The organism is Gordonia sp. DT218 (assembly GCF_049847105.1).
Taxonomy (GTDB): domain Bacteria; phylum Actinomycetota; class Actinomycetes; order Mycobacteriales; family Mycobacteriaceae; genus Gordonia.
Window position 1 is genome coordinate 594381 of record NZ_JBNCNS010000004.1, and the last position, 23130, is coordinate 617510.

The 23130-nt window shown below is 65.3% G+C and carries 23 protein-coding genes; 10 read left to right on the forward strand and 13 right to left on the reverse strand.

Annotated features, from left to right (window positions below; translation table 11 throughout):
• Positions 1–105 precede the first annotated feature (105 nt).
• Both ACPXCG_RS18005 and ACPXCG_RS18010 read left to right on the forward strand, forming a co-directional pair.
• Positions 106–1674, forward strand: coding sequence for a LicD family protein (locus tag ACPXCG_RS18005; protein WP_425793397.1), 1569 nt, complete (start codon positions 106–108; stop codon positions 1672–1674).
• Positions 1662–1925, forward strand: a complete 264-nt coding sequence (locus ACPXCG_RS18010; RefSeq protein ID WP_425793398.1) for a DUF6752 domain-containing protein — start codon at positions 1662–1664, stop codon at positions 1923–1925. Before ACPXCG_RS18005 ends, ACPXCG_RS18010 begins: the two co-directional genes overlap by 13 nt.
• A 40-nt stretch (positions 1926–1965) precedes the next feature.
• On the opposite strand, the gene ACPXCG_RS18015 is transcribed toward ACPXCG_RS18010, so the two are convergent.
• From ACPXCG_RS18015 to ACPXCG_RS18040, 6 genes are all read right to left on the reverse strand, one after another.
• Positions 1966–2493: a hypothetical protein gene (locus ACPXCG_RS18015; protein ID WP_425793399.1), complete on the reverse strand. Its 528-nt coding sequence runs from the start codon at positions 2491–2493 to the stop codon at positions 1966–1968.
• Positions 2494–2817: 324 nt separating this feature from the next.
• A complete protein-coding gene (locus ACPXCG_RS18020; RefSeq protein ID WP_425793400.1) occupies positions 2818–3261 on the reverse strand; it encodes a hypothetical protein in 444 nt (147 codons plus the stop codon).
• Between the two features lie 43 nt (positions 3262–3304).
• Entirely contained in the window at positions 3305–3784 is a 480-nt protein-coding gene (locus tag ACPXCG_RS18025) for a hypothetical protein (RefSeq protein WP_425793402.1), read from the reverse strand.
• 94 nt (positions 3785–3878) lie between these two features.
• Positions 3879–5429, reverse strand: coding sequence for a DUF222 domain-containing protein (locus tag ACPXCG_RS18030; protein WP_425793403.1), 1551 nt, complete (start codon positions 5427–5429; stop codon positions 3879–3881).
• Between the two features lie 233 nt (positions 5430–5662).
• Positions 5663–6493, reverse strand: coding sequence for an SDR family NAD(P)-dependent oxidoreductase (locus tag ACPXCG_RS18035; RefSeq protein WP_425793404.1), 831 nt, complete (start codon positions 6491–6493; stop codon positions 5663–5665).
• A 2-nt stretch (positions 6494–6495) separates the two neighbouring features.
• Positions 6496–7356 carry an amidohydrolase family protein gene (locus ACPXCG_RS18040; protein ID WP_425793406.1) on the reverse strand — a complete coding sequence of 287 codons (861 nt, stop codon included), beginning with the start codon at positions 7354–7356 and terminating at the stop codon, positions 6496–6498.
• A 68-nt stretch (positions 7357–7424) separates the two neighbouring features.
• Between ACPXCG_RS18040 and ACPXCG_RS18045 the strand changes: the two genes are divergently transcribed.
• The 3 genes from ACPXCG_RS18045 (at position 7425) to ACPXCG_RS18055 (ending at position 9901) form a co-directional block, all read left to right on the forward strand.
• Positions 7425–8330, forward strand: a complete 906-nt coding sequence (locus ACPXCG_RS18045; protein ID WP_425793407.1) for a LysR family transcriptional regulator — start codon at positions 7425–7427, stop codon at positions 8328–8330.
• A 281-nt stretch (positions 8331–8611) separates the two neighbouring features.
• Positions 8612–9040: a DUF4234 domain-containing protein gene (locus ACPXCG_RS18050; RefSeq protein ID WP_425793408.1), complete on the forward strand. Its 429-nt coding sequence runs from the start codon at positions 8612–8614 to the stop codon at positions 9038–9040.
• Between the two features lie 357 nt (positions 9041–9397).
• Complete coding sequence (locus tag ACPXCG_RS18055; RefSeq protein ID WP_425793409.1) at positions 9398–9901, forward strand: nuclear transport factor 2 family protein; 504 nt, start codon at positions 9398–9400, stop codon at positions 9899–9901.
• Between the two features lie 37 nt (positions 9902–9938).
• On the opposite strand, the gene ACPXCG_RS18060 is transcribed toward ACPXCG_RS18055, so the two are convergent.
• Both ACPXCG_RS18060 and ACPXCG_RS18065 read right to left on the reverse strand, forming a co-directional pair.
• A complete protein-coding gene (locus tag ACPXCG_RS18060; RefSeq protein ID WP_425793410.1) occupies positions 9939–10910 on the reverse strand; it encodes a ketopantoate reductase family protein in 972 nt (323 codons plus the stop codon).
• A complete protein-coding gene (locus ACPXCG_RS18065; RefSeq protein ID WP_425793412.1) occupies positions 10910–12352 on the reverse strand; it encodes a serine hydrolase domain-containing protein in 1443 nt (480 codons plus the stop codon). Before ACPXCG_RS18065 ends, ACPXCG_RS18060 begins: the two co-directional genes overlap by 1 nt.
• Before the next feature lie 99 nt (positions 12353–12451).
• Between ACPXCG_RS18065 and ACPXCG_RS18070 the strand changes: the two genes are divergently transcribed.
• The 4 genes from ACPXCG_RS18070 (at position 12452) to ACPXCG_RS18085 (ending at position 16306) form a co-directional block, all read left to right on the forward strand.
• Complete coding sequence (locus ACPXCG_RS18070) at positions 12452–12895, forward strand: MarR family winged helix-turn-helix transcriptional regulator (protein ID WP_425793414.1); 444 nt, start codon at positions 12452–12454, stop codon at positions 12893–12895.
• An 84-nt stretch (positions 12896–12979) separates the two neighbouring features.
• On the forward strand, positions 12980–14578 hold the full coding sequence (locus ACPXCG_RS18075; protein ID WP_425793416.1) for a long-chain-fatty-acid--CoA ligase: 1599 nt from the start codon (positions 12980–12982) through the stop codon (positions 14576–14578).
• A gap of 62 nt (positions 14579–14640) precedes the next feature.
• Complete coding sequence (locus ACPXCG_RS18080) at positions 14641–15237, forward strand: TetR/AcrR family transcriptional regulator (protein ID WP_425793418.1); 597 nt, start codon at positions 14641–14643, stop codon at positions 15235–15237.
• Positions 15238–15283: 46 nt separating this feature from the next.
• Entirely contained in the window at positions 15284–16306 is a 1023-nt protein-coding gene (locus ACPXCG_RS18085; protein WP_425793420.1) for an alpha/beta hydrolase family esterase, read from the forward strand.
• A gap of 2 nt (positions 16307–16308) precedes the next feature.
• Here ACPXCG_RS18085 and ACPXCG_RS18090 read toward each other — a convergent pair whose 3' ends face one another.
• From ACPXCG_RS18090 to ACPXCG_RS18100, 3 genes are all read right to left on the reverse strand, one after another.
• Positions 16309–17145 carry a DNA-3-methyladenine glycosylase family protein gene (locus ACPXCG_RS18090; RefSeq protein WP_425793422.1) on the reverse strand — a complete coding sequence of 279 codons (837 nt, stop codon included), beginning with the start codon at positions 17143–17145 and terminating at the stop codon, positions 16309–16311.
• A gap of 47 nt (positions 17146–17192) precedes the next feature.
• Complete coding sequence (locus ACPXCG_RS18095; protein ID WP_425793423.1) at positions 17193–17699, reverse strand: hypothetical protein; 507 nt, start codon at positions 17697–17699, stop codon at positions 17193–17195.
• A 783-nt stretch (positions 17700–18482) separates the two neighbouring features.
• Entirely contained in the window at positions 18483–20021 is a 1539-nt protein-coding gene (locus ACPXCG_RS18100) for a DUF222 domain-containing protein (RefSeq protein ID WP_425793425.1), read from the reverse strand.
• A gap of 324 nt (positions 20022–20345) precedes the next feature.
• Here ACPXCG_RS18100 and ACPXCG_RS18105 point away from each other — a divergent pair, with 324 nt between their 5' ends.
• Positions 20346–20939 (forward strand): hypothetical protein, encoded by a 594-nt coding sequence (locus ACPXCG_RS18105; protein ID WP_425793427.1) that lies wholly within the window; start codon positions 20346–20348, stop codon positions 20937–20939.
• An 89-nt stretch (positions 20940–21028) separates the two neighbouring features.
• Here ACPXCG_RS18105 and ACPXCG_RS18110 read toward each other — a convergent pair whose 3' ends face one another.
• Together ACPXCG_RS18110 and ACPXCG_RS18115 are read right to left on the reverse strand one after the other, a co-directional pair.
• The gene (locus tag ACPXCG_RS18110; RefSeq protein ID WP_425793429.1) at positions 21029–22330 is read right to left on the reverse strand and encodes a DUF1254 domain-containing protein; all 1302 of its coding nucleotides are present in this window, start codon (positions 22328–22330) and stop codon (positions 21029–21031) included.
• Positions 22331–22395: 65 nt separating this feature from the next.
• Positions 22396–23124 (reverse strand): hypothetical protein, encoded by a 729-nt coding sequence (locus ACPXCG_RS18115; RefSeq protein ID WP_425793430.1) that lies wholly within the window; start codon positions 23122–23124, stop codon positions 22396–22398.
• Between the last annotated feature and the right edge of the window lie 6 nt (positions 23125–23130).

The window sequence follows — 23130 nt, forward strand, 5'->3', positions numbered from 1 at the left end:
ACTCACCCTGATTCCATCACTGTTGAAAGCAGCTGACGGGGTCTAGTGTCTGAGGCTTATGTTCACCTTCGATTCGGTTACCGTTCACCTACCGTTCGCCGGCGCGTGACCGTGGCCGAACTCCGCGTCGCGACCATCGACCCTGGCGGGGTCGCCATCGATTCCGCGCGGCCGGCAGTGGTCGACGTGCTCTTCGACGGTGAATGGGTGTGGTCGTTCCAGGCCGAGCGCGACACTCGGAAAGTCCTGCGGCGCACCGTGCACCACTACGCGCCGTGGCCGGAATGCCTGCTCCCGTACCTGCACGGCACGGGCCACGTCACGGTGCGCGAACGGTCGTCGGAGCGCACGCTGTTCGACGGCGACTACGCCTTCGACAGCAGCGACGCCCGTGTGCGTATCGCCGACGGTCAGGGCCGGGCGCTGATCGTCGACAAGGCCGGCGAGCTGCAGTGCGCCTTCGCCGAGCGTGGGCAGGCGACCGTGGATGCGTTGCTCGACGCGGTCGAGGACGTGCTGGCGCGGCTGACAGGTGCGGGGGTGGACGCGTTTCTCGCATACGGTGGTTTGCTCGGCGCGGTTCGTGACGGAGCGTTCATCCCGCACGACTCGGATGCCGACGTCGCCTATCTGAGCACGCACAACGCGCCAGTAGACGTCGCGCGTGAGTCGTTCGCGCTCGAGCGCGTCATGATCGAGGCCGGGTATTGGACGTGGCGGTTCTCCGCTGCCGACTTCAAGGTGATCGTGCCTGACCCGGAGGGCGGCCGGGCGATCGACGTGTTCGCCGGGTTCGTCGTCGAAGATGTCTTCTATCTGCTGCCCGAGGTGGCGTCGGAGACGTTCCGTACCGACATGATCCTGCCGCTGGGCGAGGTCGAGTTGCACGGACGCTACATCACCGCACCCGCCGACCCCGAGGCGCTGCTGGAGATCACCTACGGACCGCACTGGCGAATCCCGGACCCGTCGTTCAAGTTCGAGGCGCCGCAGTGGGTTCGGCACCGTCTCACCGGATGGCTGCGCGGGAACAACGGCAACCACGACCATTGGTGGTCGTTCTACTTCGGACAATCGAATGAGACGGTGCCCACCGAGCCCTCACCGTTCGCCCGCTGGGTCAACGACCGCGAGCCCCTTGGATCGGCGATCGTGGACATCGGCACCGGAACCGGTCGCGACGCCCTGTGGTTCGCCCGTCAGGACCGCGACGTGCTCGGCCTCGACTACATCCCCGCGGCCACGGAGCGGGCCGGCAACATCGCACGATCCGAGGAACTGCCGGCGCGATTCCGAACACTGAACCTCTACGACACCCGACAGGTGCTCGCTCTCGGCGCCGATCTGGCCCACCAGTCGGAAACGCCGGTCCTGTACGGCCGCTTCCTGATCCATGCCCTCAAGGATGCCGGTCGGCTCAACCTGTGGCGGATCGCGAACATGTCGTTGCGCCGCGGCGGCAAGTTCTATCTCGAGTTCCGCACCGGTCTCGATGAGAACGCCGAGCACGAGTTCGGCGAACACTTCCGCCGTTACCTCGAACCCGACGCCGTGATCGCCGAGATCGAGGCGTCGGGTGGTCAGATCGAACACTGCGAGGCCGGCCACGGTCTCGCGGTCTACAAACAGGAGGACCCACACGTATGTCGTCTGGTCGCAACGTGGAAACGCTGAAGCAACGAGGCCGCGCAGGCAAGCGCGTGGTCACCGAACGGATCGACAAGGTCACCTGGTCGATCACAAAGATGCGTGAGCTGCCCGACCGCATCAAGCAGCTTGAACTCGAAGTCCAAGAGACACAACGGCTCCACCAACGGGTCGCCGAGCTCACCGACGTGGTCGCCGAGGTGCTGATTCCCGCAGCAGATCGCGACGACGACAGGATTCGCGAGGTTCTGGCGAAGTACAACGCGACGTCGTTCTGATCCTTTCCGGGCGTAGGACAGTGGTCGCTCTGGAGTCCTTCTACCGCCTGCGCTCAGCGTCGCGAACCGCCTCGAACTCCGCCTGCGTCAGATACTTCTGACAGCTGACGATGAGGTTCCCGACGCAATGTCCAAGGAACGCGAACGCGCCGAAGAACGCCGCACCACTTGCGATTCCGCTTCCCGACGAAGCAGCGTAACCAGCTGCTCCTGCGCCGGCACCGACCCCAATGCGCTGATTGCGCGAGAGGGCCGACCCGTAAGTCATCGGCCGGCCCTCAGCCCTTTGTTCGGGCGTCCGACGCAGAGGCTTCAGCCCGTAGTACAGACTCGCGAGAATCGTCGGGACACAGATGACGAGCAGAGTCACTGACAACCCGGTGTTGTCGCGCAGATGGGTGATGACGAGGTAGAGAAATACACCCACGATGCTGAATGAGAAAGCGCAACCGATCAGCGCGTAGATGACGAAGACCGCTCGTCTGGCCCAGTACCCGAATCCGCGGTTGTGCCAACTCGTTCCCAGACTCTTGATCGATTTGATGGGGAGCCGCTGGTGGTTCTCCACGAAACGATCCTCCTCTCACGCTGGTGATTAGCCCAATAGCTCGGACGCGGAATGATTTACACAGTGGTGATCCACCAGACTGCGAACCAGATCAGGATCGGCAACGACGGGGCCGCGGCGCTGCTGAACGGCACCGAGACACCCAGGTAGGAAAACCGGTAGAAACACGATCGAGAGTGCGACGATGGCGATGATTCCGAACAGGAGACCGGTGGCCACCTGGGACCACCCCACCGGCTGTCGATGTTCTTTCGATGGGGATGTCATTCGGGTCCGCTCTGGGGATACGGCGATCACCCGCGAACCCGTATGGCACAGCAGGTCCTATGTCGAGGCCGACGGCTCAGGCAGATCGTTGATCATGGCGTACCCGATGTATTCACACTTGTTGAAGTCGAGTTGGTCGTCGGAGCCCGCCGTGTTGTCTACGATGTAGGCCATCCGCACGGGGAACGCTCTCATGCCCTCGTGTAACTGTGCGCCCTCCCACAAGGGGGCGATCGCGATGGCATAGATGGTCACGAACTCGCCCGCCTCGTCCTTGCCGAAACATTCTGGCTGGCCGCGGGACCAGTCGAATCCCTCCGGCGGAAGGAAGTTGATCTGCTTCTGCAGGACGGCGAACGCGTAGTCGCGACCGTCTGGGCCAGGAATCTGTCGGTGCAACCGCGCGGTGATGGGAAGGAGGCGCTGCATCTCCTCGACTGCGGAATGGATGCCGCCGCCGAACTGGTCGTAGTCGACGCTTTCCACCGTGAAACGTGCCATGCTTTCAGCCCCCCTCGGCCTCCGTGTTGCGACGATCCTCATCCTACTGCGACATCGCTTCGTAGTACTCACGTGAGTCCGGACGATGCAACAACACGATGATGCCCACTGCGAGAACGCACATCACGATGTTGGTGCCCATCGTGAAATCGGTGTCGGCGCGTACCGCCGAGAAGAGGCCGAACACCGTGCCCAAGACCGCGAGTGTGGTCGCAGTGCTCCGGGCCCAGGTCTGCCCGCGGGCGTTGGTGCGGGCCATCCAGATCCACAGCCCGACCGCAATCGCGCTGACGGCGATGACAATTGCGACTCCGGCGCCGAGACCCGTATCGACTGAACTTTCCAGATCTGTGTCGGTGAGTCCCGAGCCCCGCGCATGCTCGGTGCGGACATTCAGCGCCGACGTGTTCATGGCGGTGAGAGCAGCGACCAAACCTGCGATCTGGACGACGGCGCCGAAGTACATCAGACAGATCGCGCCGACCAGTGGGACCGGAAGCTCACGATCCGACCCGGAGGCCATCGACCCAGCTTGTGATGGACGCCCCGTCATCCCGGAATTCATGCCTGAGAGCGTAGCGTTCGCGGATGTTCCCAGGTCGACGCGCCCACGAACATCATCCGGCCAGGCCGAGTTCCTCCCACCGGACGGCACGCACCAGCCATCCCATGGAAACCGCGTTCTGCACGCGGCGTCGTTCCTCGCGCGACATGTCCTCGCGCCGCGAGTCGACGGTCGGAGGCGGTGACACGCCGCGCAATAGTCGGTCGAGGTTCTCGCCGACGTGGTGGATGCGGTTGACCCTCGGCGAGTTCGGGGGTCCAGTGCCGTCGCTGTTGAGAGTCCACGCCGGCCGACCGGTGTCGGGGCCTTCCCGGATGATGTGGGTCGTCCACTGTCCGACCTTGGAGCCGACCATCCGGTTGTGTTTCGGGCACGCCCCGGCGAGGTCCGAGACGTCTGTCCAGCCTCCGTCGGCCCAGTCCCGTTCAGCGTGATGGATTTCCAGGCGGGTGAACGGCTGTGTGCATTCAGGGCAGGTGCATCCGGCGCCGTCCCGGGCGAACAGCGCGAATCGCTGCGACTGGTTGGCGAGCCGCTGAGCTTCGCCGAGGTAGAGAATCTCAGGGCTGTGATCGGCGAACACCGCCAGATGATGTTGTGCCTCGGCCGCCAGCTCGATGACATCCTTGATGGGAAGATGTGCGCCACCGGCAGTTTCGCCGAGTCCGGCGCGCTCTCGCAGCTCGGATTCGGTGATCTTGACGATCAGATGCGGCGGCAGTCCGGGGTGGCTCTTCCCCAGTACGCCACCATCGAGCGCCGCTTTGAGCAGAGCGGTGAGAGCGTCGTGATTCCGTTTGGACTGCGAGCGCATGTCCCGTTGCGCAGCGTCTTTGAGTACGTGCGGGTCAGCCTCGGCCTTGCCGCCGCGCGGGGAGCTCCCGTCGTCGGGATTGTTCATACCTGGTGCGGCCCACGCGTCGAGAAGAGTGTCGAACATGGCTCGGGTGATCGGGTCGAGTGTGCCACTCAGCGTGCTCATCGATTGCGGGTCTTGTTTGCCCAGACTCAAGCCGCGCCGGCGCGCCCGATCGTGATCGTCGGTGAGACTTCCGTCGGGGTCCAGATGAGCGATCACCTGCGCACCGAGGCGAGCAACGGTGGCCGGATCGAACTCGCGGGCGTGCTGCGCCAGCTGGGACTCGGCGGCGACCTTGTCTTCGGTGGAGACCGACGATGGGATGTGGCGCAGCGTTTTCAGGATCTCCTCGACGTGGTCGGGGCCGATGGCTCCCTCGGCCAGCGCCGCGGCGGTGGCCGGACATGCAGGTGGCAGCAATTCGCCCTGCATCGAAAACATCTGTGCGACAGCTTCCATGTGTCGCCGGCGCCGAGTCGGGTTGGTGATCCGCAACCGGGCCGCCATGAATGCATGCAGCGATCGGTACCCGGCCTTGATGTGCGCTGCCCGGTCGGACACGTCGAGTACTCGCCGGTGTCCGATCCAGCTCATCCGCTTCACGGCGCGTTCATGAGACTCGGCAGCCCCGATGACTTCCAGATCGGAGGCGGGTGCGGAAGATGCCACGCTGATTCGGTCGAGAACGTTGTGCAGCTCGGTGTACAGCGCAACGATCTCGGTCGGTGGATCTGTGGTGTCCATAGCGCTGCACCCCCAATGCCACGTTGAATTCGAACGTATGTTCGATAGATTCAGATTATCGGACATTTCCGGTTTGCGCAACCGTGCATTCATGAGTGAGTGCTTCTGGATGCGTGCGGGCGGGAATGGGCAGAACCTTGAATAGCGCTGACTTTCGTTCCGAACTCGCGCAACAGGTTTGGAGGCGTCGAACAAGGGACGCCGATCAGACGCCGTGCCGTCGACGCGGCCCGTCAAGTCCGGGACGCCGACGTACCGAGGTTGACCTCCAGCACGGTACCGGTGGTGAGCCCCGGGTCGTCGACGAGGTACATGACGGCACGGGTGACGTCTTCGGGTTCGAGCCATGGCACACCGAGCGGGCTGAGACCGGCGAACACGGGCTTCGCGTCGTCGGGGGTCGGGTCGTCCAGGTCTGGCCGGAACCGCCGCAGCGTCGTCTCGTTCATCACCATCGGCGTCGCCACCGACGACGGGCATACCACATTCGCGGTGATTCCGTGCGAACCGACCTCCAGGGCAACGGATTTGATGAATCCGATGATGCCCCACTTGCTGGCCGAGTAGTGCGAGAGATCCTTCATCCCACCGCGGCCCGCACCCGACGACACCCCGATGACACGGCCGAATCCGTTGGGCTTCATGGCGCGAACAGCGGCCCGGACGCAATGGAAGGTGCCGGACAGGTTGGTGTCCAGCATGTCGGTCCACTGTTCGTCGCTCATGTCCTCGAGCGGTACGAACGCGCAGATCCCGGCGTTGGCGACCAGGATGTCGAGACGGTCGTGGTCGGCGACGATGCGTGCGACCAGGTCTGTGACCGCACCCGAGTCCTTGACGTCGAGGTGCGCGCTGGTCGCCCGGCCACCGCCTTCGACGATCTCGGAGACCGTCGCGTCGAGCTCCTCGGGAGTCGCCAGCGGGTAGTTGACGGTGGTCACCTGCCGCACACTGTCGGTGACCACCACGTGGGCGCCCGCCGCGGCCAGCGCTCGAGCATGCGCACGCCCCTGCCCGCGCGCACCGCCCGTCACCCATGCGACGCGTCCGGAGAGATCGGTCATCGTCATTCCTCGAATCCGTAGACGCGTGCCGCGTTGCGGCGGTAGAAGCGGTCCTGCTCGTCCGGTGTCGCGGCGCCGATGATGGAGTCCAGTGACTCCACCAGCTCGGCATAGCGGCCGGCCATGTGCTCGATCGGGATGTTGCTGCCGAAGATCACCCGATCCCAGCCGAAGGCGTCGACAGTGGTTTCCACCCATGGCCGCAACGCGGACACCGACAGATCGGCCGTCGTCATCCCGAGCCCCGACACCTTGCACGACGCACGCGAACGCTGGGCGCAGTCGGCGATGGCCCGATGCCAGTCGGCGCGCGCGTCGTCATCGACACCGGCGGGCCAGCCCGTGTGCTCGAGCACCACCTCGAGATCCGGGTATTTGCCGATCGTTCGCAGCCAATCGTCCATGGTGTCCGGATGGGTGACGAGGTCGAAGATCAGTTCGTGGTCGTCCAACCAGTGCAGGATGGTCCGTGCCGTCGACGATTCGGGCAAGAGGTCGTACAGCACCCGGATGCCGCGGAAATGCGGCGTGAGGGCCAGCTGAGCCTCGAGGTCGGCGAGGACATCGGCCTCGGGCAGCGCCGGATCCACTGTCCCGACGAATCGCATGTCGACGTCATGGTCACTTGCCACAGTGCTCACCCACCGCAACTCGTCGAGATATGCGCGCGGGGCCGTGACGGCGGAGACGTGCACGAACTTCTCCACCGGGAACGATCCGGCCGCCTTCGAGTAATCGTCGAGACCGAAGTCGGAGTAGAGCTCGGGTTGGCCCAGACTCTCGGCCATGGCCTGGAGGCCGGGGTACCACGGGTGGTTCAGATCCCAGAGGTGGACGTGAGCGTCGACGACGTGATCAGGCATGATGCCATCGTCGCGCCCAACCGGACCAAACCACCAACACCCATTGGCTATCGATCTAGCATCGAGCGATGCTAGATGTTTCGCTGCGAGAGCTGGAGTACGTCGTCGCGGTCCATCGGGAACGCAGCTTCACCCGTGCCGCGCAGCACCTGCACATGGCGCAACCCGCCCTCAGCCAGGCGATCATCCGGCTCGAGCGACGCTTGGGTGTCATGCTGTTCGAGCGCACCAGCCGGCGGGTGGATCCGACCAGAGCGGGCAACGAGCTGGCCGCGGACGCCCGCGACATCATCGACCGGGTCCGAGTCGCCGTCTCCCGAGCGACCGGGACACCGCGACACGTGCTCACCGTCCACGTCAGTGAGCCGGCGCTGGAGACCCCTCGTCGATTGCTGGCCGCGCTCCGCGCCACCAAGCCGGACCTGTCGGTGCATCTGACGACGTTGCCCCGTGCGTTGACCGGTGACGACGCGGCGCGAGCGCAGCTGTCGCTGACGATAGGCGGCCCGTTGGAGGTGCCCGGCGCGATGAGTGAGCCGATCCGCATCGAACGAGTCGGTGCGTTGATGACCGACGACCACCCGCTCGCATCCGCTGGGACCATCGCCCCCGACGACCTCACGCGCCACCCGGTGGTCTCCATCGATGACCAGTTGAGTCGATGGAATCGATGGGTGACCGACTGGCTCGGCATCCATGGATGCCAGCCACGCTGGACGACGTCGGCCGTGTTCGGCATCGTCGCCGGCAGCGACATGGTGACCGACGGAGAAGCCCTCTTCATCTGTCTGGAATCGGTGGCAGCCGATGTCCGCGACGGATTCGTATGGAAACCGTTGACACCGAACGCCACTGCCACGTGGCATCTCAACTGGGTGGGTGCGAGACCGGATTCCGGAGCGCTTCATGAAGGTCTGTCCGCGGCACGCGCCTACGCCAACACCGCGGGCTGGGCGGGTCATCTGATCGGTTGAATCATCTCGGATTTCGGCCCGATGGGTAACGGGAGGCAGCGCATCGTCGTATACCCGAGTGAGAACGATGCGTCCCACAGAACGCACGCTCCGCACCCACCTGCGCCTGCTGTCAGGGGTGGCCGCCACATCACGAATCGAGCCTGATCATGTCCGAACCGTCCCAGGTCCCGCCGACTCCCTCGGACCCCGCGCTGCCGAACCAACCCGCGCACCTTCCGCCCCCTCCCGTTCAACCCCGTCCGGTTCCGCCCGGCCCGGGTTCGCAGGGTCAGGTGCCGATGGTCGCACCGCATCCGGTACCTGTCGCGTCCGGGCTGGCGATGAAGCGTCGCAACCCCTTCGCTGTCTGGATCGGGCTGCCGTTGATCACACTCGGTATCTACCTTTACGTGTGGTACTACAAGATTCACAAGGAGATGGCGGAGTTCGACCAACGACGCCAGATCCCGGTCGTCGGTCCAATGCTCGTGATGCTCCTGCTCGGCTGGACCGTCATCGGACCACTGATCAGCTACCACAATGCGGGTGCGCGAATCCGAAACGCGCAAGTCGCCGCCGGACTTCCCGCCACCTGCTCGCCGACGCTGTGCTGGGTGCTGGCCTTCCTGTTCGGGACGAATCTTCTTTACATGCAGTTCGAACTGAACAAGGTGGTGGACCGTTATGCCGGCGCCCCGCCGCACACCACTGTTCCTCTGTTCGTCTGACGCTCCGGACGCCGATGGCGTCGGACCGCGGGTAGCGGTGAGTCTGCGTAGTGCATGATCTCGTGGCAACCCTCGTCATCGGCGGGTGCGTCGCGAGCGCGGTGTCCCTCACACGCTGCAGGGTGCCGCCCTCGCGGGTGATCCACCCGGCGGTATCCACGATGCCGTGGGTGGTGCTGAGGCCCCACAGCTTCTCGATGATCCGCCCGGAATGCGGCCGGGTGCAGCCAGATTCGCCGGTGCACCGTAGTCGTTGCTCGTGCTGGTGATGCTGTAGGCGAAGGCGTCGGTCTGCGCAACGCCCGTGACCGACGCACCGCAGGAACATCGGCCGGACTCCTGTCCTATCGTGAACCCATGACGTCTCTCGACGAGCTCACTCGCCGCCTCGACCACCTCGACCGGGTCGAGGCGATCAAGCAGCTGAAGCATCGGTACTGGCGCGCCTGCGATGGCAAGGACCCCAACGGGTTCCGGGATTGCTTCGTCCGCAGCGGCGCCCGCATCGACTACGGTCCGCTCGGCGCCTACGACGACGCCGAACCGATGGCGAAGATCTTCGGGCAGGTTGCTCTGCACCGGGTCGACGGCGAGTACGTCATCTTCGACATGCACCACGGCATGCATCCCGACATCACGCTGACCTCCGATTCCACCGCGACGGGTCGTTGGACGCTGAAGTTCCGGCAGGTCAATCTGCTCGATCGCACCGAGACGATCATGACGGGGGAGTACGACGACGAGTACGTCGTCGAGGACGGCGAGTGGAAGATGTCGGCCAGCGCGCTGACCGAGCGGTGGTCGATCCGCAGGCCGCTCGGCGACGACGCGGAGTTGCGGCCGGGAACCTTCGCCGGGTAGGCCTCAGTGCACGTCGAGCATCAGTGCATTTCGAGCATCACAGCGCGTCGAGATGCTCCACCGCGGCCGTCGGATCCAGGCTGTTCGGCTCGAGTCCTTCGTTGACGAGTCGTGTCGTCTCGGCCTGTACCAGCTCGTTGACCGGGGTCGGTACCCCGTGCAGTCGGCCGAGAAGAACGATCTCGCCTGACAGGTAATCGATCTCGACGTCACCGGCGCCGCGTGCGACGCTCTGCCAGGTGGAGCTGACGAGGCTGTCCTCGCCGGTGTCGCGCCGGATGATGTGGTCGCCGCGTCGTTCCTGGTCGTCGGCCGCGCTGACCACATCGATGCCGGCGGCGTCGAGGACTGTTTCGCCCTCGATGCGGGCGCGGCGCATGAGCTCGCCCAGGGCATCGCTGCCCCGACGATAGGTGGCGTCCACGCCGTTCCCGAGGTTCAGAATCAGCTTGCGGTACTTCCACGCCATGATGTCGTGCTGTGTCCGGGACTCGAACGACGCCGCGCGTAGATGTGTGGAGATGGCCTCGGCGACATCGTCGGTACCGGTCGGGAAACGGCCGACGTCGAGGATGCCCGGCGCGGCAGAAGAACCCTGCACCACGACGCCCGGTTCGAGATGTGTGGCCGGCAACATGACACAGATCGAGTAGGTGTTGGGGAAGCGCCGCAAGATCGCCGGCTCGTTCGCGACGCCGTTCTGGGCGGACACGATCGGCGTGGTCCGTGGTGCGTGCGCCTGGAGGTCGTCGAGCGCAGCAGCAGTCTGCTGTGACTTCACGCAGAGGAAGACGACGGAATCGTCGGTCCACTCGACCTCCGAAGCGTTCGCCGCCGCGGTGATCATCTGGCTGATTCTGCCGTCTGCGGTGTCGAGGACCAGTCCGCGATCCCGGATGGCCTGCAGGTGCGCACCGCGGGCGACCACCGTCGTCGGACTCCCCGAATGGAACAGGTGGGAACCGATCACACCGCCGACGGCGCCGGCCCCGTAGATGACGAAATGCATCAGCCGCCCCGTCGGCTGGGAGCGTCGGGCGTCACCGGCAGACACGTGATCGCGAAACAACCCGGATTGCCCTGCAACGGCAGGCGCAGGGGCTCCGACCCGCAGGCCATCGCCGTGCACCCCTTGGGCGCGTACGGGCCGACGCCGAGCGCACCCAACGCGACGTTGGGGTCGGCGAACTGAACCGGATCGAAGTTCAGGTTCATCGTCGGCCGATACGGGCCCGGGTCGGGCAGCCGCGGAATGTTGAAGGCCGCGACCAGTTTGCGGAAGAAGTCGTGGTAGAGCTCGCTGTTGAGACTCGCGCTGAGCACTGTGCCGGGGTCGGGTGAGACATCCCCGAGAAAACCGTTCCAGCTCACCATCAGTCCGAGGCTGGGCACGATGAAATTGTTCTGCTGCAGAAAGCCGACCATTGCGTAGGCGTCGGGTGGGAGCCCGGCGAGCGGCGCGACGTCGGATGTCTGACGGGAGGGGAACGACGGACCGGTGCACGGTTTGCTGTTCACCCAGAACAGGTATCCGTAGCAGCGGTTCGTCTGCGACGGTGTGCGCAGCTGCTTGATGTACCCGGAGTCGATGATGCGTTGCCCGTGCCAGACGCCGTCGTTGCTCATCAGCAGACCGAGCCGCGAGTAGTCGCGGGGTGGCATGTAGAGGAATGCGTAACCGTACGTATGGCCACTGCGGTCGCGGGCCCAGTAGTAGTCGTGCTGCGCGATTCCCAAAGGGCCGAACAGGTTCTGCTGAGCGAACTGCTGCAGGTCCTGGCCGACGGCACGTTGCACGACGTAGGCGAGCAGGTCAGGGCCGTGCTGGGTGTACTCGAAGAAGGTGCCCGGACGATGCTGAACCGGCAGGGCGAGTGTCTGTTTCGCAATGTCGGGGTCGACGTCGAGACCGGCCGTCGCGGCCTCGCTGATGATGGACTGACGCAGCCCCGACGACTGGGTGAGCAGATCGCGAACGGTGATCGCGGAGTGCGCCTTGTCGACCTCGCCGGCCGGCAGGTAGCGCGCAATCGAGGACTGCAGGTCGAGTTTGTTCTGTGTGTATGCGATCCCCGCCAGCATCGACACGACGCTCTTGGTGGAACTGAAGAGATTCCACGGGGTGTTGCCGGTGACGGAGTTGAGCGGACCGCTGCCGACCAGGCAGTTGTTCCGGAACACCTGCACGTGGGTTCGCATCCGGGATGCGGCGAACGCGATCGCATCGTCCAGGCGTGCCTTGTCGAGGCCTGCGCGGGCCGGCGAGGTGGTCGGCGGAGCGGACGCACCTGCGGGCTCGGCACACCGGGCCGGCTCGACGGGAGCCGCGCGAGCCGCCGACAACGGCGCGACGACCAACACGGCCATCAGGCATGCGACGACAGTCGCGATCGACGTCGCCGACCGTGTGGACAACTGAAAAGAACGACGCGGAACGGATAACTGCGACACGTCTACACCCCCTCCTGGTAGCCGACACACTACCGCGCCGACATATCGGCCAGAAGGAGCCTTGACGTCAAGCGCACTTGAGGTCCTAACGTCGGTGCGATGAGACCGCAAATGCGGCCGCCGCTGGAACAACCCATCGGTTTCTGGACGATCCGCGCAGGTGAGGCGATCCGATCACGGATCAGGTCGCGGCTCGCGGAGGTGGGCGTCACCCAGCACGAGTGGTGGGTCCTGCATCAGCTGTCCCGGTACCCGGGGGGAGTCGATGAGCAGCAACTGGTCGAGACGATCGGACCGAACGACACCGATGAGGCGATTGTGCGGACGATCGACGTCGTGGCCGAGAAGGGGTGGGTCACGCGGCGCGAGGGAATGGTGATGGCCACCTCGGCGGGCACCGAACGATTCACGGTGGCCGCCGAGGCCCAGAACGAACTGGGGGTCGAACGTCGACGAGGCATCTCCGACGAGGAATACGAGATCGCCATCACGGTTCTCCAGCGCACCATCGCGAACGTCGGGGGCGACGCCTGGCATTGGTGACCGACCGGGGAAAGTGTCGTGCACAGGCAGGCGTCGGTCACACTCGACATCAGTGATCGGCGACAGCGAAGAGGAGACCCCGGGATGTCAGACCACGACCGCCCCGCACCCCCGACCCCCGCGGACTTCACCTTCGACCCGCTGAGCCCCGTCGCCTTCCTCACGCGGGCTGCCGCAGTGTTTGCCGACCGGAACGCGATCATTGATGGCGACCGGACGTTCACCTATGCCGAGCTCCATCGTCGAGCAGGCCGGTTGACGGCAGTGCTGGACGGTTTGGGTGTGCGGCCGGGCGACCGGGTGGCCGCGCTGTGTAGCAACAGTCACGAGATGTTGGAGTTGCACAACGCGGTCCCAGGACTCGGTGCGGTGTTGGTGCCGTTGAACATCCGACTCTCCGAGGCGGAACTGACCTACATCGTGGAGCACAGCGGCGCGAGCCTGCTGGTGGCGACAGTCGAGTTCGCCGAGCCGGCCCGTGCGGTCGGCGCGACAGCGGGTATCCGGGTCCTGGTGTCGGGTGATGCCGACGATGAGTACGGGACGCTCCTCGACGTCGCACCGGAACCGGTGTGGCGTGAGGTGGACGAACGCGGGCTGCTGGCGATCAACTACACGTCGGGCACCACCGGGCGTCCCAAGGGGGTCATGTATCACCACCGGGGCGCGTACCTGCAGTCGCTCGCGATGGCCTACCACACCGGCATCGGACCGGCCTCCAACTATCTGTGGACGCTGCCGATGTTCCATTGTGACGGTTGGTGTTTCCCGTGGGCCGTCACCGCCGTCGGCGCCACCCACGTGTGCCTCCGCGGGATCGACACCGCGCAGATCTGGCGCCACCTCACCCACGACGGCATCACGCATTTCAGCGCCGCACCGACGGTATTGACGATGATCGCCGAGGACCCCGTCGCTGCCCCGCTCGATCACATCGTGGAGGCGGCGACCGGCGGTGCGCCGCCCTCTCCGGCCCTATTGGCGCGGATGTCCGATCTCGGCATCGAGGTCACCCACCTCTACGGACTGACCGAGACGTTCGGGCCGATAGCCGTGAACCAGTGGCAGCCCGAGTGGAACACCGGTACTCCCGAGGAGCGCGCAAACCTGAAGGCACGACAAGGGATCGGCAACATCGCGGCCGGCGTGGTTCGGGTGGTGACACCGGAGGGGGACGACGTCCCGGCGGACGGCAGCACCCAGGGCGAGCTCGTGGCGCGGGGCAACAACGTGATGCTCGGCTACTACCGCGATCCCGAGGCCACCGCAGCGGCCACGGTGAACGGCTGGCTGCGTACCGGCGACATCGCCGTCATGCACCCCGACGGATACGCCGAGATCCGGGACCGCAGCAAGGACGTCATCATCTCCGGCGGCGAGAACATCGCGTCGGTGGAGGTCGAGCGTGTTCTCGACAGTCACCCCGACGTCGTCGAGTCGGCCGTGGTCGGGCGCACCGACGAGCGCTGGGGTGAGGTGCCGATCGCCTATGTGAGCGCTCGCGCGGGCGGGGAGGTGGAGGCGGACGAACTCATCGAATTCGCGCGGGAACGGCTGGCGCGGTTCAAGGTTCCGAAGGAGATCGTCTTCGCCGAGCTGCCCAAGACCTCGACGGGAAAGATCCAGAAGACGGTGCTGCGGGAGCGACACGAGGAGCGAGCCGGCCGGCGCGACGATGCGTAATATGACAACTGTCAATTAATTGACTGTTGCACATCATGTGACTCGCCTCTACTGTCACTTTCATGCCGAGCCAGGTCCCGATCGACGTCGGCGTCGATCGCCGCGTTCGTCGTTCGCGCGCCGCGCTGTTCGCCGCCGCGGTGCGGCTGGTATCCGAACGTGGATCAAGCTCGGTCTCGCTCACCGAGCTGGCCGAAGCCGCCGATCTCAGCCGCCAGGCCGTGTATTCGCACTTCTGCGACCGGGATTCGGTGATCGTGGCGGCGGGAATCGATCTGATCGAGCGTGAACTGTTTCCTGCGCTGAACGAGTGCGGCGACGGCGCTTGGGGCGAGATGACGCTTTTGGCCACACGCCACCTGGCGCAGTACCGCGCCTACTATCGGGCGCTGGGTACCGGGCCGTGTGCGTATCCGGCGAAACAGGCGGTTCTCGCGGCAGTCGGGTCGCTGCACAATCAGATTGGTGGGCAGGCGGTCCGAGATTTCGAGGGCGACGATGCGGTGACGTTCGTCGTCGGAGGATGCTTCGATCTCTTCACTCGGTGGCTGGACGAGGGAGACGATCGTCTCGACCCAGAGGCGATGGCCGATCGTCTACTCGCGTTGGCCGGGCAGTTGTTCAGTGGCGACCTCGCCGATTCGGTCAGACGCCCATGACGATCACAGGAGGACGGCAATGTCCGGATACACGCGGGTGAGAGCAATGTGCGTACTCATCGCGACCATGGTGGCGATGGTGACCACCTGTTCCGCCGTCTCCGCGGCCCCGGCCGCCAGGTCCGGCGGCGCCGTGGGGCCGGTGCCGTCGGCCGGATGTCGGACGGCCCCTACGCCACCCCGAACATCTCTCCACGGCTTCTCCGTCGTCGGGCGATCCGGTGACTACCTACAAGAGGTTCCCCGCGTTGCGCCCCGCGTCCCGATGCCGGTGGTGTTCGACGTCCACGGCTACCTGCAGCCGGGAGTTCTGCAGGACGCCTGGAGTGGGATGGGCGCCTACGGAGCCAGCCACGGGTTCGCCGTGATCACGCCGGAAACCCATGTGCTACCGCCGAAATGGGACTACGGCAAAGATGGCGTGGACATCGGCTTCTTGTCCGCGATGCTGACCCACGTCGAGCGGACCCTCTGTGTGGACAAGCGGCGCGTGTACATGACCGGACTGTCGATGGGAGCGTTCACCGCCTCATCGGTCGCGTGCCAGCTCGCGGATCGTTTCGCCGCAGTGGCGCCGGTCTCGGGTCTGCAGAACTTCGCCTGGTGTCGTCCGTCCCGACACGTTCCGGTGGTTGCCTTCCACGGGACGGGCGACGAGATCCTTTCCTACTCCGGCGGGGTCGGCGCTCGTGGCAAGCTCCTGCCGTCGACCGACGGCTCGGCGAGAACCATCGGTCAGCAAAGCCGCGACGACGCACATCCGCGTTTGATGCCGAACGCGGAAAGCATTCCCGCCCAGACTCATGCCTGGGCCCGGCGCAATGGTTGCGCAGAACGACCGACCACCCGAAAGGTCACTCATGATGTTTCTCGGACGTCGTATTCGTGTGCACCCGACAGTTCGGTGGAGCTCTACACGATCATCGGGGGCGGCCACAATTGGCCCGGTGGCGATCCGGCACTTGCGGCCACCGCGATCACCGGTCCGATCACCTCGTCGATCAGCGCGACCGCCATCATCTGGGACTTCTTCCGCAAGCATCCGCTGACCGGCGCGTTGCACGCCTGAGGTCAGCGCCGCTCTGCGAGCGCGCGCAGATACACCGACGCCCAGGTCCGGAACGGCCGCCACAATTCGGAGACTTCCGCGACGGAGCGGTCGGGCCCGTACAGCTCGGCGACCTCGGCGGCCAGCCGCCGTTCGTGGGTGGGAACCGCATCCGGCGCATTCGCCCCGCGCAACACGATCAGCTCGGCGGCAAACGGTCCGATCCCGGTGATCGATCGAACCGAGTCCATCGCATCCTCCGGCGTCATCGACCGCAGCCGTGCGGTGTCGAGTCGGCCGTCGAGCGCGGCATCTGCCACCGCGTGGAGGTACTCGGCCTTGCGTCCGGGGAGATCGAGGTGGAGGGCGGCCAGACGCTCGGGTGCCGGAAATGCTCCGTCGTCTCCATGATCGGCGATGACGCGCTGTCGGAGATGCGCGGCTTGTTCGACGCGAATGCGTTGCGACAGCACCGCCCATGCCGCCGCCTCGTACGCCGAGTGGAATCCGCAGGGCCGCAGACCGGGCAACGCGTGCTGCGCACGGCCGATCACCTCGTCCCGGTCGCCGATCCCGGGCCACTGCTGGGCGTCGACGTCGAGCGCGAGGAACCGTGCGGCCTGCTCCGCCGCCGATTCGAGATCGCCGTCGCCCTCCAGCGACAGTTCGGCAACCGTGTCACGCTGGATGACCGCGAGATGAGCCGTCGACCAGTCGCCGTCGACCCGGAACACCGTCGACAGCGTTCCGGGTCTCTGCTCGGCGGTGAGGGCGGCCGGTGCGAAGCCCTCCCAGAACTCACGGCTGGTGTCCAGCGACCACGGGCCGAGGACCTCATGTCGCACGGTGTGTGTGCTCATGGCGAACCGATCTGTCGAGTGACGATGGTTTGACGGTACGTCCGAGGTCACCGGACGCTGGGTAGCGGCACTCCCTTCGCGGCGAAGTCGTTGACTTGACCTGGCGACACGGGCTTCCAGCCGCTCTTGCCAAAGATGTGGATGCCGTTGATGTCGGCTCCCTTGAGGGTCTGTGCCTCGTACTCGTAGTGGTAGTGCACCGCGACGCCGCGCCCGCCGATCGTGGTCACCGGATACGACTTGTCGGGTACCGCCCGAACGACACGCAACCGGATCTGAGAGCGGCCCTGGATGTCGACCGCGGCTCCCGGGCGTCCGGGGTTGACTCTGCCGCCGGCGCCCGGTGCGGTGTTCGGCTCCGAGCCCTGCGGCAGGGGGACGCCGACACCGTTGTTGGTCAGCGGGTTCGGCGTGATCAGGTTCTTCGAGAATGTACCTGTAGCACCATCGTTGGCGTCTGGGTCGATGACGCGGGCGGTGGTCCGAGGGTCACCGCCCGCGGGCATGTTGTCGAGGTCGAAGACACGAGTGGTGCCGCTGTGTCTGGAACCCACCGCGCAGCCGTGTGGGCAGTTCTCGGTGGTGATCGCCGAACTGGGCAGGGAGGGACTACCCGGGATGCTCCGGGCATCGACATACGGACCACTCGGCTCTGCCGGTGTTGACGGCTCTGCTGGTGCTGACGGCTTTGCCGGTGCGGACGGCTCCGAGGGTGCGGGTGTCTCGGCGGGCGGCTGCGTGGTGGGCGCTGTCGGTGACGGTGACTGTGTCTGCGGTATCTGCGGTGACTGTGTCTGGGGTGTCGCCGGCTCCGATTCTGGCGCCGAATGTTCGGAAGGACTTGCTGTCGAGGGGGATTGGCCCTGATCCTCAGGCGAGGCGTCGGCGTGCGGTGGTGTCCGGTCCCCGCCACCAGGCGTGATCGGTGCTATCTGATTACCGATATCGCCCGGCGTGAACTTGTGGGGGCTACGGTCGGGCTCTGCGCCCACGCGCGGATGATTGTCGTTGTTGTTACCGCCGGGAACGCTCTTGTGCGGACTGCGATCCGGTTCGGCGCCGTGCCGAACGTGGTTGTCGTTGTTGGTGCCGCCCGGCGTGCTCTTGTGCGGGCCGCGATCCGGCTCGGCCGACGCCGTGGCGGCCGGTGCGCCGACCACAATTGCGGCGGCAACCAGGATCGCTGACAGCCTGTGGGCGCGTGTGATCATGCCTACTCCTTGGGTGGCAGGTGTGCTGATGGGTTCCGGGCTCACGGTAGCCACAGATGCAGCGTCAGAGGTAGGGCTCCTATTCGCGTGAACGACCGTTCAGGTGAACGACCGGGGTGCGAACTCTCAGTAGTCCGGGTCGGGTCCGGCATTGTTGCGTTTGCGGTTCCGAGAGCGCTCGGCCCGTCGTCGGGCGTGTTTGTTCGCCGCCCGGGTGCCGGTACGGACGGGACGGTGTTCGGGTGGCAACGATGGCGGCGGGGCCTTGGCCGGAGGGGATTCGAAGCGGATCCGGCGCAGCCCGGGAAACAGGTCTTCGTTGGTCTCGGCTTCACCAGGGATGACCAGGCCCTCGGGAGTGATGAATTCGGTGGTGAGACGGTCACTCTCGTCGCGATACTGGTCGTCGAGCCAGCTTCCGAAGGTCTTGAGCAGGTGGCCGGGCCGGCATTTGGCATTCAGGTTCTCCGACGTCGTCTGACCGCCACTCTCGGGATGGGTGTGGTCGTACTCGGTGACGTGGTCGAGATCGCAGTCGAATGCAGAGGTGGCGCAGCCCGGCTCGGCACAGTAGCCGTCGCGCAGGCGGGTGTGCGTGTCCAGCGCGGTCGATGGTCGATACGGGTCGGCCGGTTGGTGCGCGGGCAAGGTGAAACTGCCGTCGGCGTTCGCATCGGTGCCGGGCGGGACCAGGAACGAGATCTTCGTGTCCGGACGAGCAGCGATGTCTCGGACATGCTCGTCGGAGATGACGCCGTGGCCGTCGAGGAAGCCGGGGTTCTCGGCCGTGCCGGCGAGGGTGCCCTCGTCGCACACCACGTGCAGGACGATCCTCGTGTCGACCGGAGGGAGCGTGCCCGGTTCAGGAATCTGTGCGATGCAATCGTCACGGCCGCACTGGCACTCGAATGTCGCCCCCGACAGCAACGCGAACATGGCATCGGACATGCGTTGCGGTCTCGTCCTGCCGTCATGCTCACAGGCCGCATCAGCCAGGGCGGCGACCGCGGCGGCGGCGATGCGCACGTTCTCGGCAGCCATGATCCCGGTGATCTCGGCGACCCCGTCGCCTCGACTCTCGGTCCACACGCCTCGGGCGTCGAGAGCCTCTTTCCGGCGTTCACGCACGCTGTTGGGGTCGTGGCGGAAGATGATCCGATCGACCATGTCGCGCAACCGCTTCTTCGACCATGTCCCCTTGCGCCGTCGCAGCAGATCCGCGACCGACGCGTCGATGAGCGGTGCGAAGGACTGGTCGTCGAGGAGGTCGGTGCGCGATATGATCACCTTCGCCTGCCATGGTGCGATCAGCCCATCACGTAGACATTCGAAGACCTCGGGCAGCCTGTCCCGCAGGGCGACCGCCTCATTCAGCAGGACCTCCGCGTCGTGGCGGGTCATGTTTCGAAGTTTCGCGATCCGGGATGCGCAGTCGGCGAAACCATCCACGATGAAGCCGTCGGATCTCTCACGTGCGGCGACCAGACGGTCGAACATGACTGCAACCGAGGCATATTCGCAGTAGGCGAGGTAGGACCGACCATGATCGAGATCGACCAAGCCGAGCAGCAGGTCGTTGATCGGTTCCTCATCCGGATATGACGGATCGATGCCACCGACGAACGCGGCGGGCAGTTCCTGCCACGACACCGACGATGGGGACACGACGAGCCTTCCAGAGTTGCGGACACGACCACAGGACCCTCGTCGTCATCAACCCTGGTGCCGCGAATCAACCGCCGCGCCGAACTTCACTCATCGTCAATCGGTCCTGCTGAAACCAACTTATAACGAGGCACCGACAAGATCTGCGGATGTGTGGGCGGGAGTCGGTATTGGTCATATGTGACCACGGCGGACCCATATGTCGACCTGCAACAATTCCGATTTGAGTATTTTCCCGAATAGCACAATCAAGATTGTTACGGTGGATTTGCTGACCTTCAGAGCGTGGGCCACTCCAAAACCATTCAGGTGAAGGGAGTAATCGTGACGGACCCGACCAATCCCGGTGATAGGTCGAACGAAGAAAACCGGGGGCAGCCGTATCAGCAGCCGTATTCCGGCCAGCCTTATCCGCAGGGCCAGTACCCGCAGGGCCAGTACCCGCAGGGCCAGTACCCACAGGGGCAGCCGTATCCGGGACAGTATCCGCCGCCCGGATATCCGCCACCACCGAAGAAGCGTAAGAAGTGGCCATGGATTCTGCTTGCACTCGTCGTGGTGTTTCTTGTGGTTGTCGGGGGTTGTGTTGCGCTCGTCGGCGGTGCGATCGACTCAGTGGATGAGGAATCGGAGCGCACCGTGACGGTGACATACGAGATCACTGGCGATGGTCCCACTGCGTCCGCAACATATAGCACCGGAAACATGGATCAAGCTCAGGACACCGACGTGCCGGTGCCGTGGACGAAGGAAGTGCAGATCACAGGTCTGGGGAAAGTGGTCACTTTGCTGGCCAGTAACGGCATCGACGGCTCGGGCGCGATCAGGTGCCGTATCCGTCAGGGTGATTCGGTGATATCGGAGAATGCCTCGTCAGGTCCCGGTGCCTCGGCAAGCTGTAGTGGCACAGCCGACTGACGATCGAACCCGACCGACCAGGACTCGGCCGTCACCACAGGGAGTCCGTGGCGAACGCCGTGGGTCACAGCCACGACCCTCGACTTCGTTCACGGGTGCTCGGCGTGCAGAGTCGGCAAGGTGTATCGGCCGGTCGCGATCGCCTCGTCGCCGCCGTAGGCCCGCACGATCACGGTGAACGGGCCGTCCGGCGCCGGCAGCCAATTGGCCTGCGCAGCTATATCATCGGGCCTCTCATGCGAGATGTGCAATGTGAGGGACCCGTCGTCGGCATAGACGATGCCGGGCGTGCGGTCGCCGATGGAGTAGCGATCGATGGGATTTGCGACCAGGAGTCGTTCGGGGAGGCGGTACATGGTGGCCGACCAGAAGAACTTCACCTTCGGCAGAGCGTCGGGGCCGAAGGTGACGGTGTGGACCGTCGACCCGTCGGGCAGCTTTCCATCGGAGTCCTTCAGCCACCCGGCGTACCATGCCTCACTCGCCGGAAGACCGTAGATACCCTTGGCGGCCGCCATGTTTCGCTTGGTGTACTCACCGGCCATCTCGTCGTGAGTGCCGAAGACCCCAATCGACGACGCGAGCTGGTCGGCATTCAGTTGGAGATCGGCTTTCGCCTCTGCCATCCCGGCGGTGAGCTCTGCCCGCTCGTCCTCGGACAACGATTCGAGGCTGAACTCTCCGGAGCCGTCGAGCCCGATCCCGGCCATGCGATCGCGAACGGCTCGATCCTCGTCGAGTACCGGACAGAACTGGAGGAGGAAGTCGAGCAGAGGGAAGAATTCCGTGGTCTGGGTGAACTTCTCCTCATCCCATGCCGGCCACGCAGGTGCTGCCGTGGGTGCCGGGGAGTCGCCACCGGAGAACGCACTCAGCGGCTCGACGCGATAGGAGCGCTGGATGGCGCTCATCGACTCGACCCCGTCGGGCATCAGGGAGGTGCGGGTGAGGCTCCCGACGAAGTCGGTGGCCGAGCGGATGACGCCGTCGATGCCCGGAGGGGTGTCACCCGCCCAGGACGGCCCTGCGATCAGGTACGAACCCGCGTTCGGTCCGGTGGTCACCGCACCGACGTAACCGGCGTAGATGGTGTACAGGTCGTGGAACGGCAGGATGTAGTACCGGTCGATGGCCGGCACCGTCACCACGTAGGGCTCGGCACGCAGGTCGAGCCACAACCATGAATACGGGGTGTCGTTGTTGGGGGTGACGATGTCGGTGTTCTCGGGGCGCGCGGGCTGCGGATAGTGCCGGTACTGCCCGAAACCGCCGGTGTAGCGCGGATCGTTCACGTCGACGGCCTGCGCGTAGAGGGTTCGGTAGTTCTCCACCATGGCGTATCCGAACGCGAAGGCATCCTTCGCGACCTGGCGGATCGACGACGTCGGCATCGAGAACTCCATCCTGTGCGGGACGTGGGCGTGCTTTCAGCATGCCCTACGCAACGACGACGACGTCACTTCTTTGTACGACGGCTCCCGCCATGCCAGTCCTCTTGCACGCCCACCTCGGCATCGGTCACGCCGAATGCCGTCAGCTGAGGCTTCTCGCGAAGGCTACGTTTCAGTTCGGCGAAACCGGGGAAGCGGGCAAGACCGATCACATGGTCCCAGAGCGCCACGGCATCGTCGTCGCTCGGCAACCGGCTGATCACGGGCCCGAAGAACGCGACTCCGTCCGGTGGCTCGAACTGGATGATGGGCGTGCCCACGTCCCGCCCGGTCAGCGCCAGGGCCTCATCCGTCTCGGCCTGGATCTCGGCGTCGAACGACGAATCGTCCAGCGCCGCAACGTGGTGGTCGGGCAGACCGAGTTCGGCGAGCACGGGACCGAGGAAGTCGGCCGTGCCGCGCAGGTCGCCACCATCCACGGTGTATGTACCGGTGTGGGTGTCGAAGATGCGGGTGCCGAACGCCGCATAGAGGGAATCGACCGTCGCCCGACCATGCTCACGCCGAACGCTTGCGGTGGCCCGCAGCAGTCGAAGGCCGGCCGTGTGACCGGCCTCGTACTCCGGCGGGAAATGTGCGTCGTAGTCGATATGGGCGTTGAGCCGGCGCAGCGAGATGAACCGCCAGTCGACGGTGTAGTCGCGCTGTGCCCGCACCTTGCGGACCCACTTGCTGGTCATCCAGGCGAACGGGCACACCGGGTCGAAGTAGAAGTTGATGTCGGCATCGGCCATCGAAGT

Bases quoted from the DNA above. Each gene is read 5' to 3' on its own strand.
- ACPXCG_RS18020 (WP_425793400.1), bottom strand. From the start codon at position 3,261: ATGGCACGTTTCACGGTGGAAAGCGTCGACTACGACCAGTTCGGCGGC.
- ACPXCG_RS18025 (WP_425793402.1), bottom strand. From the start codon at position 3,784: ATGGCCTCCGGGTCGGATCGTGAGCTTCCGGTCCCACTGGTCGGCGCG.
- ACPXCG_RS18030 (WP_425793403.1), bottom strand. From the start codon at position 5,429: ATGGACACCACAGATCCACCGACCGAGATCGTTGCGCTGTACACCGAG.
- ACPXCG_RS18035 (WP_425793404.1), bottom strand. From the start codon at position 6,493: ATGACCGATCTCTCCGGACGCGTCGCATGGGTGACGGGCGGTGCGCGC.
- ACPXCG_RS18040 (WP_425793406.1), bottom strand. From the start codon at position 7,356: ATGCCTGATCACGTCGTCGACGCTCACGTCCACCTCTGGGATCTGAAC.
- ACPXCG_RS18045 (WP_425793407.1), top strand. From the start codon at position 7,425: ATGCTAGATGTTTCGCTGCGAGAGCTGGAGTACGTCGTCGCGGTCCAT.
- ACPXCG_RS18050 (WP_425793408.1), top strand. From the start codon at position 8,612: ATGGTCGCACCGCATCCGGTACCTGTCGCGTCCGGGCTGGCGATGAAG.
- ACPXCG_RS18055 (WP_425793409.1), top strand. From the start codon at position 9,398: ATGACGTCTCTCGACGAGCTCACTCGCCGCCTCGACCACCTCGACCGG.
- ACPXCG_RS18060 (WP_425793410.1), bottom strand. From the start codon at position 10,910: ATGCATTTCGTCATCTACGGGGCCGGCGCCGTCGGCGGTGTGATCGGT.
- ACPXCG_RS18070 (WP_425793414.1), top strand. From the start codon at position 12,452: ATGAGACCGCAAATGCGGCCGCCGCTGGAACAACCCATCGGTTTCTGG.
- ACPXCG_RS18075 (WP_425793416.1), top strand. From the start codon at position 12,980: ATGTCAGACCACGACCGCCCCGCACCCCCGACCCCCGCGGACTTCACC.
- ACPXCG_RS18080 (WP_425793418.1), top strand. From the start codon at position 14,641: ATGCCGAGCCAGGTCCCGATCGACGTCGGCGTCGATCGCCGCGTTCGT.
- ACPXCG_RS18085 (WP_425793420.1), top strand. From the start codon at position 15,284: ATGTGCGTACTCATCGCGACCATGGTGGCGATGGTGACCACCTGTTCC.
- ACPXCG_RS18090 (WP_425793422.1), bottom strand. From the start codon at position 17,145: ATGAGCACACACACCGTGCGACATGAGGTCCTCGGCCCGTGGTCGCTG.
- ACPXCG_RS18110 (WP_425793429.1), bottom strand. From the start codon at position 22,330: ATGCCGACGTCGTCGATCCGCCAGGTCGCGAAGGATGCCTTCGCGTTC.
- ACPXCG_RS18115 (WP_425793430.1), bottom strand. From the start codon at position 23,124: ATGGCCGATGCCGACATCAACTTCTACTTCGACCCGGTGTGCCCGTTC.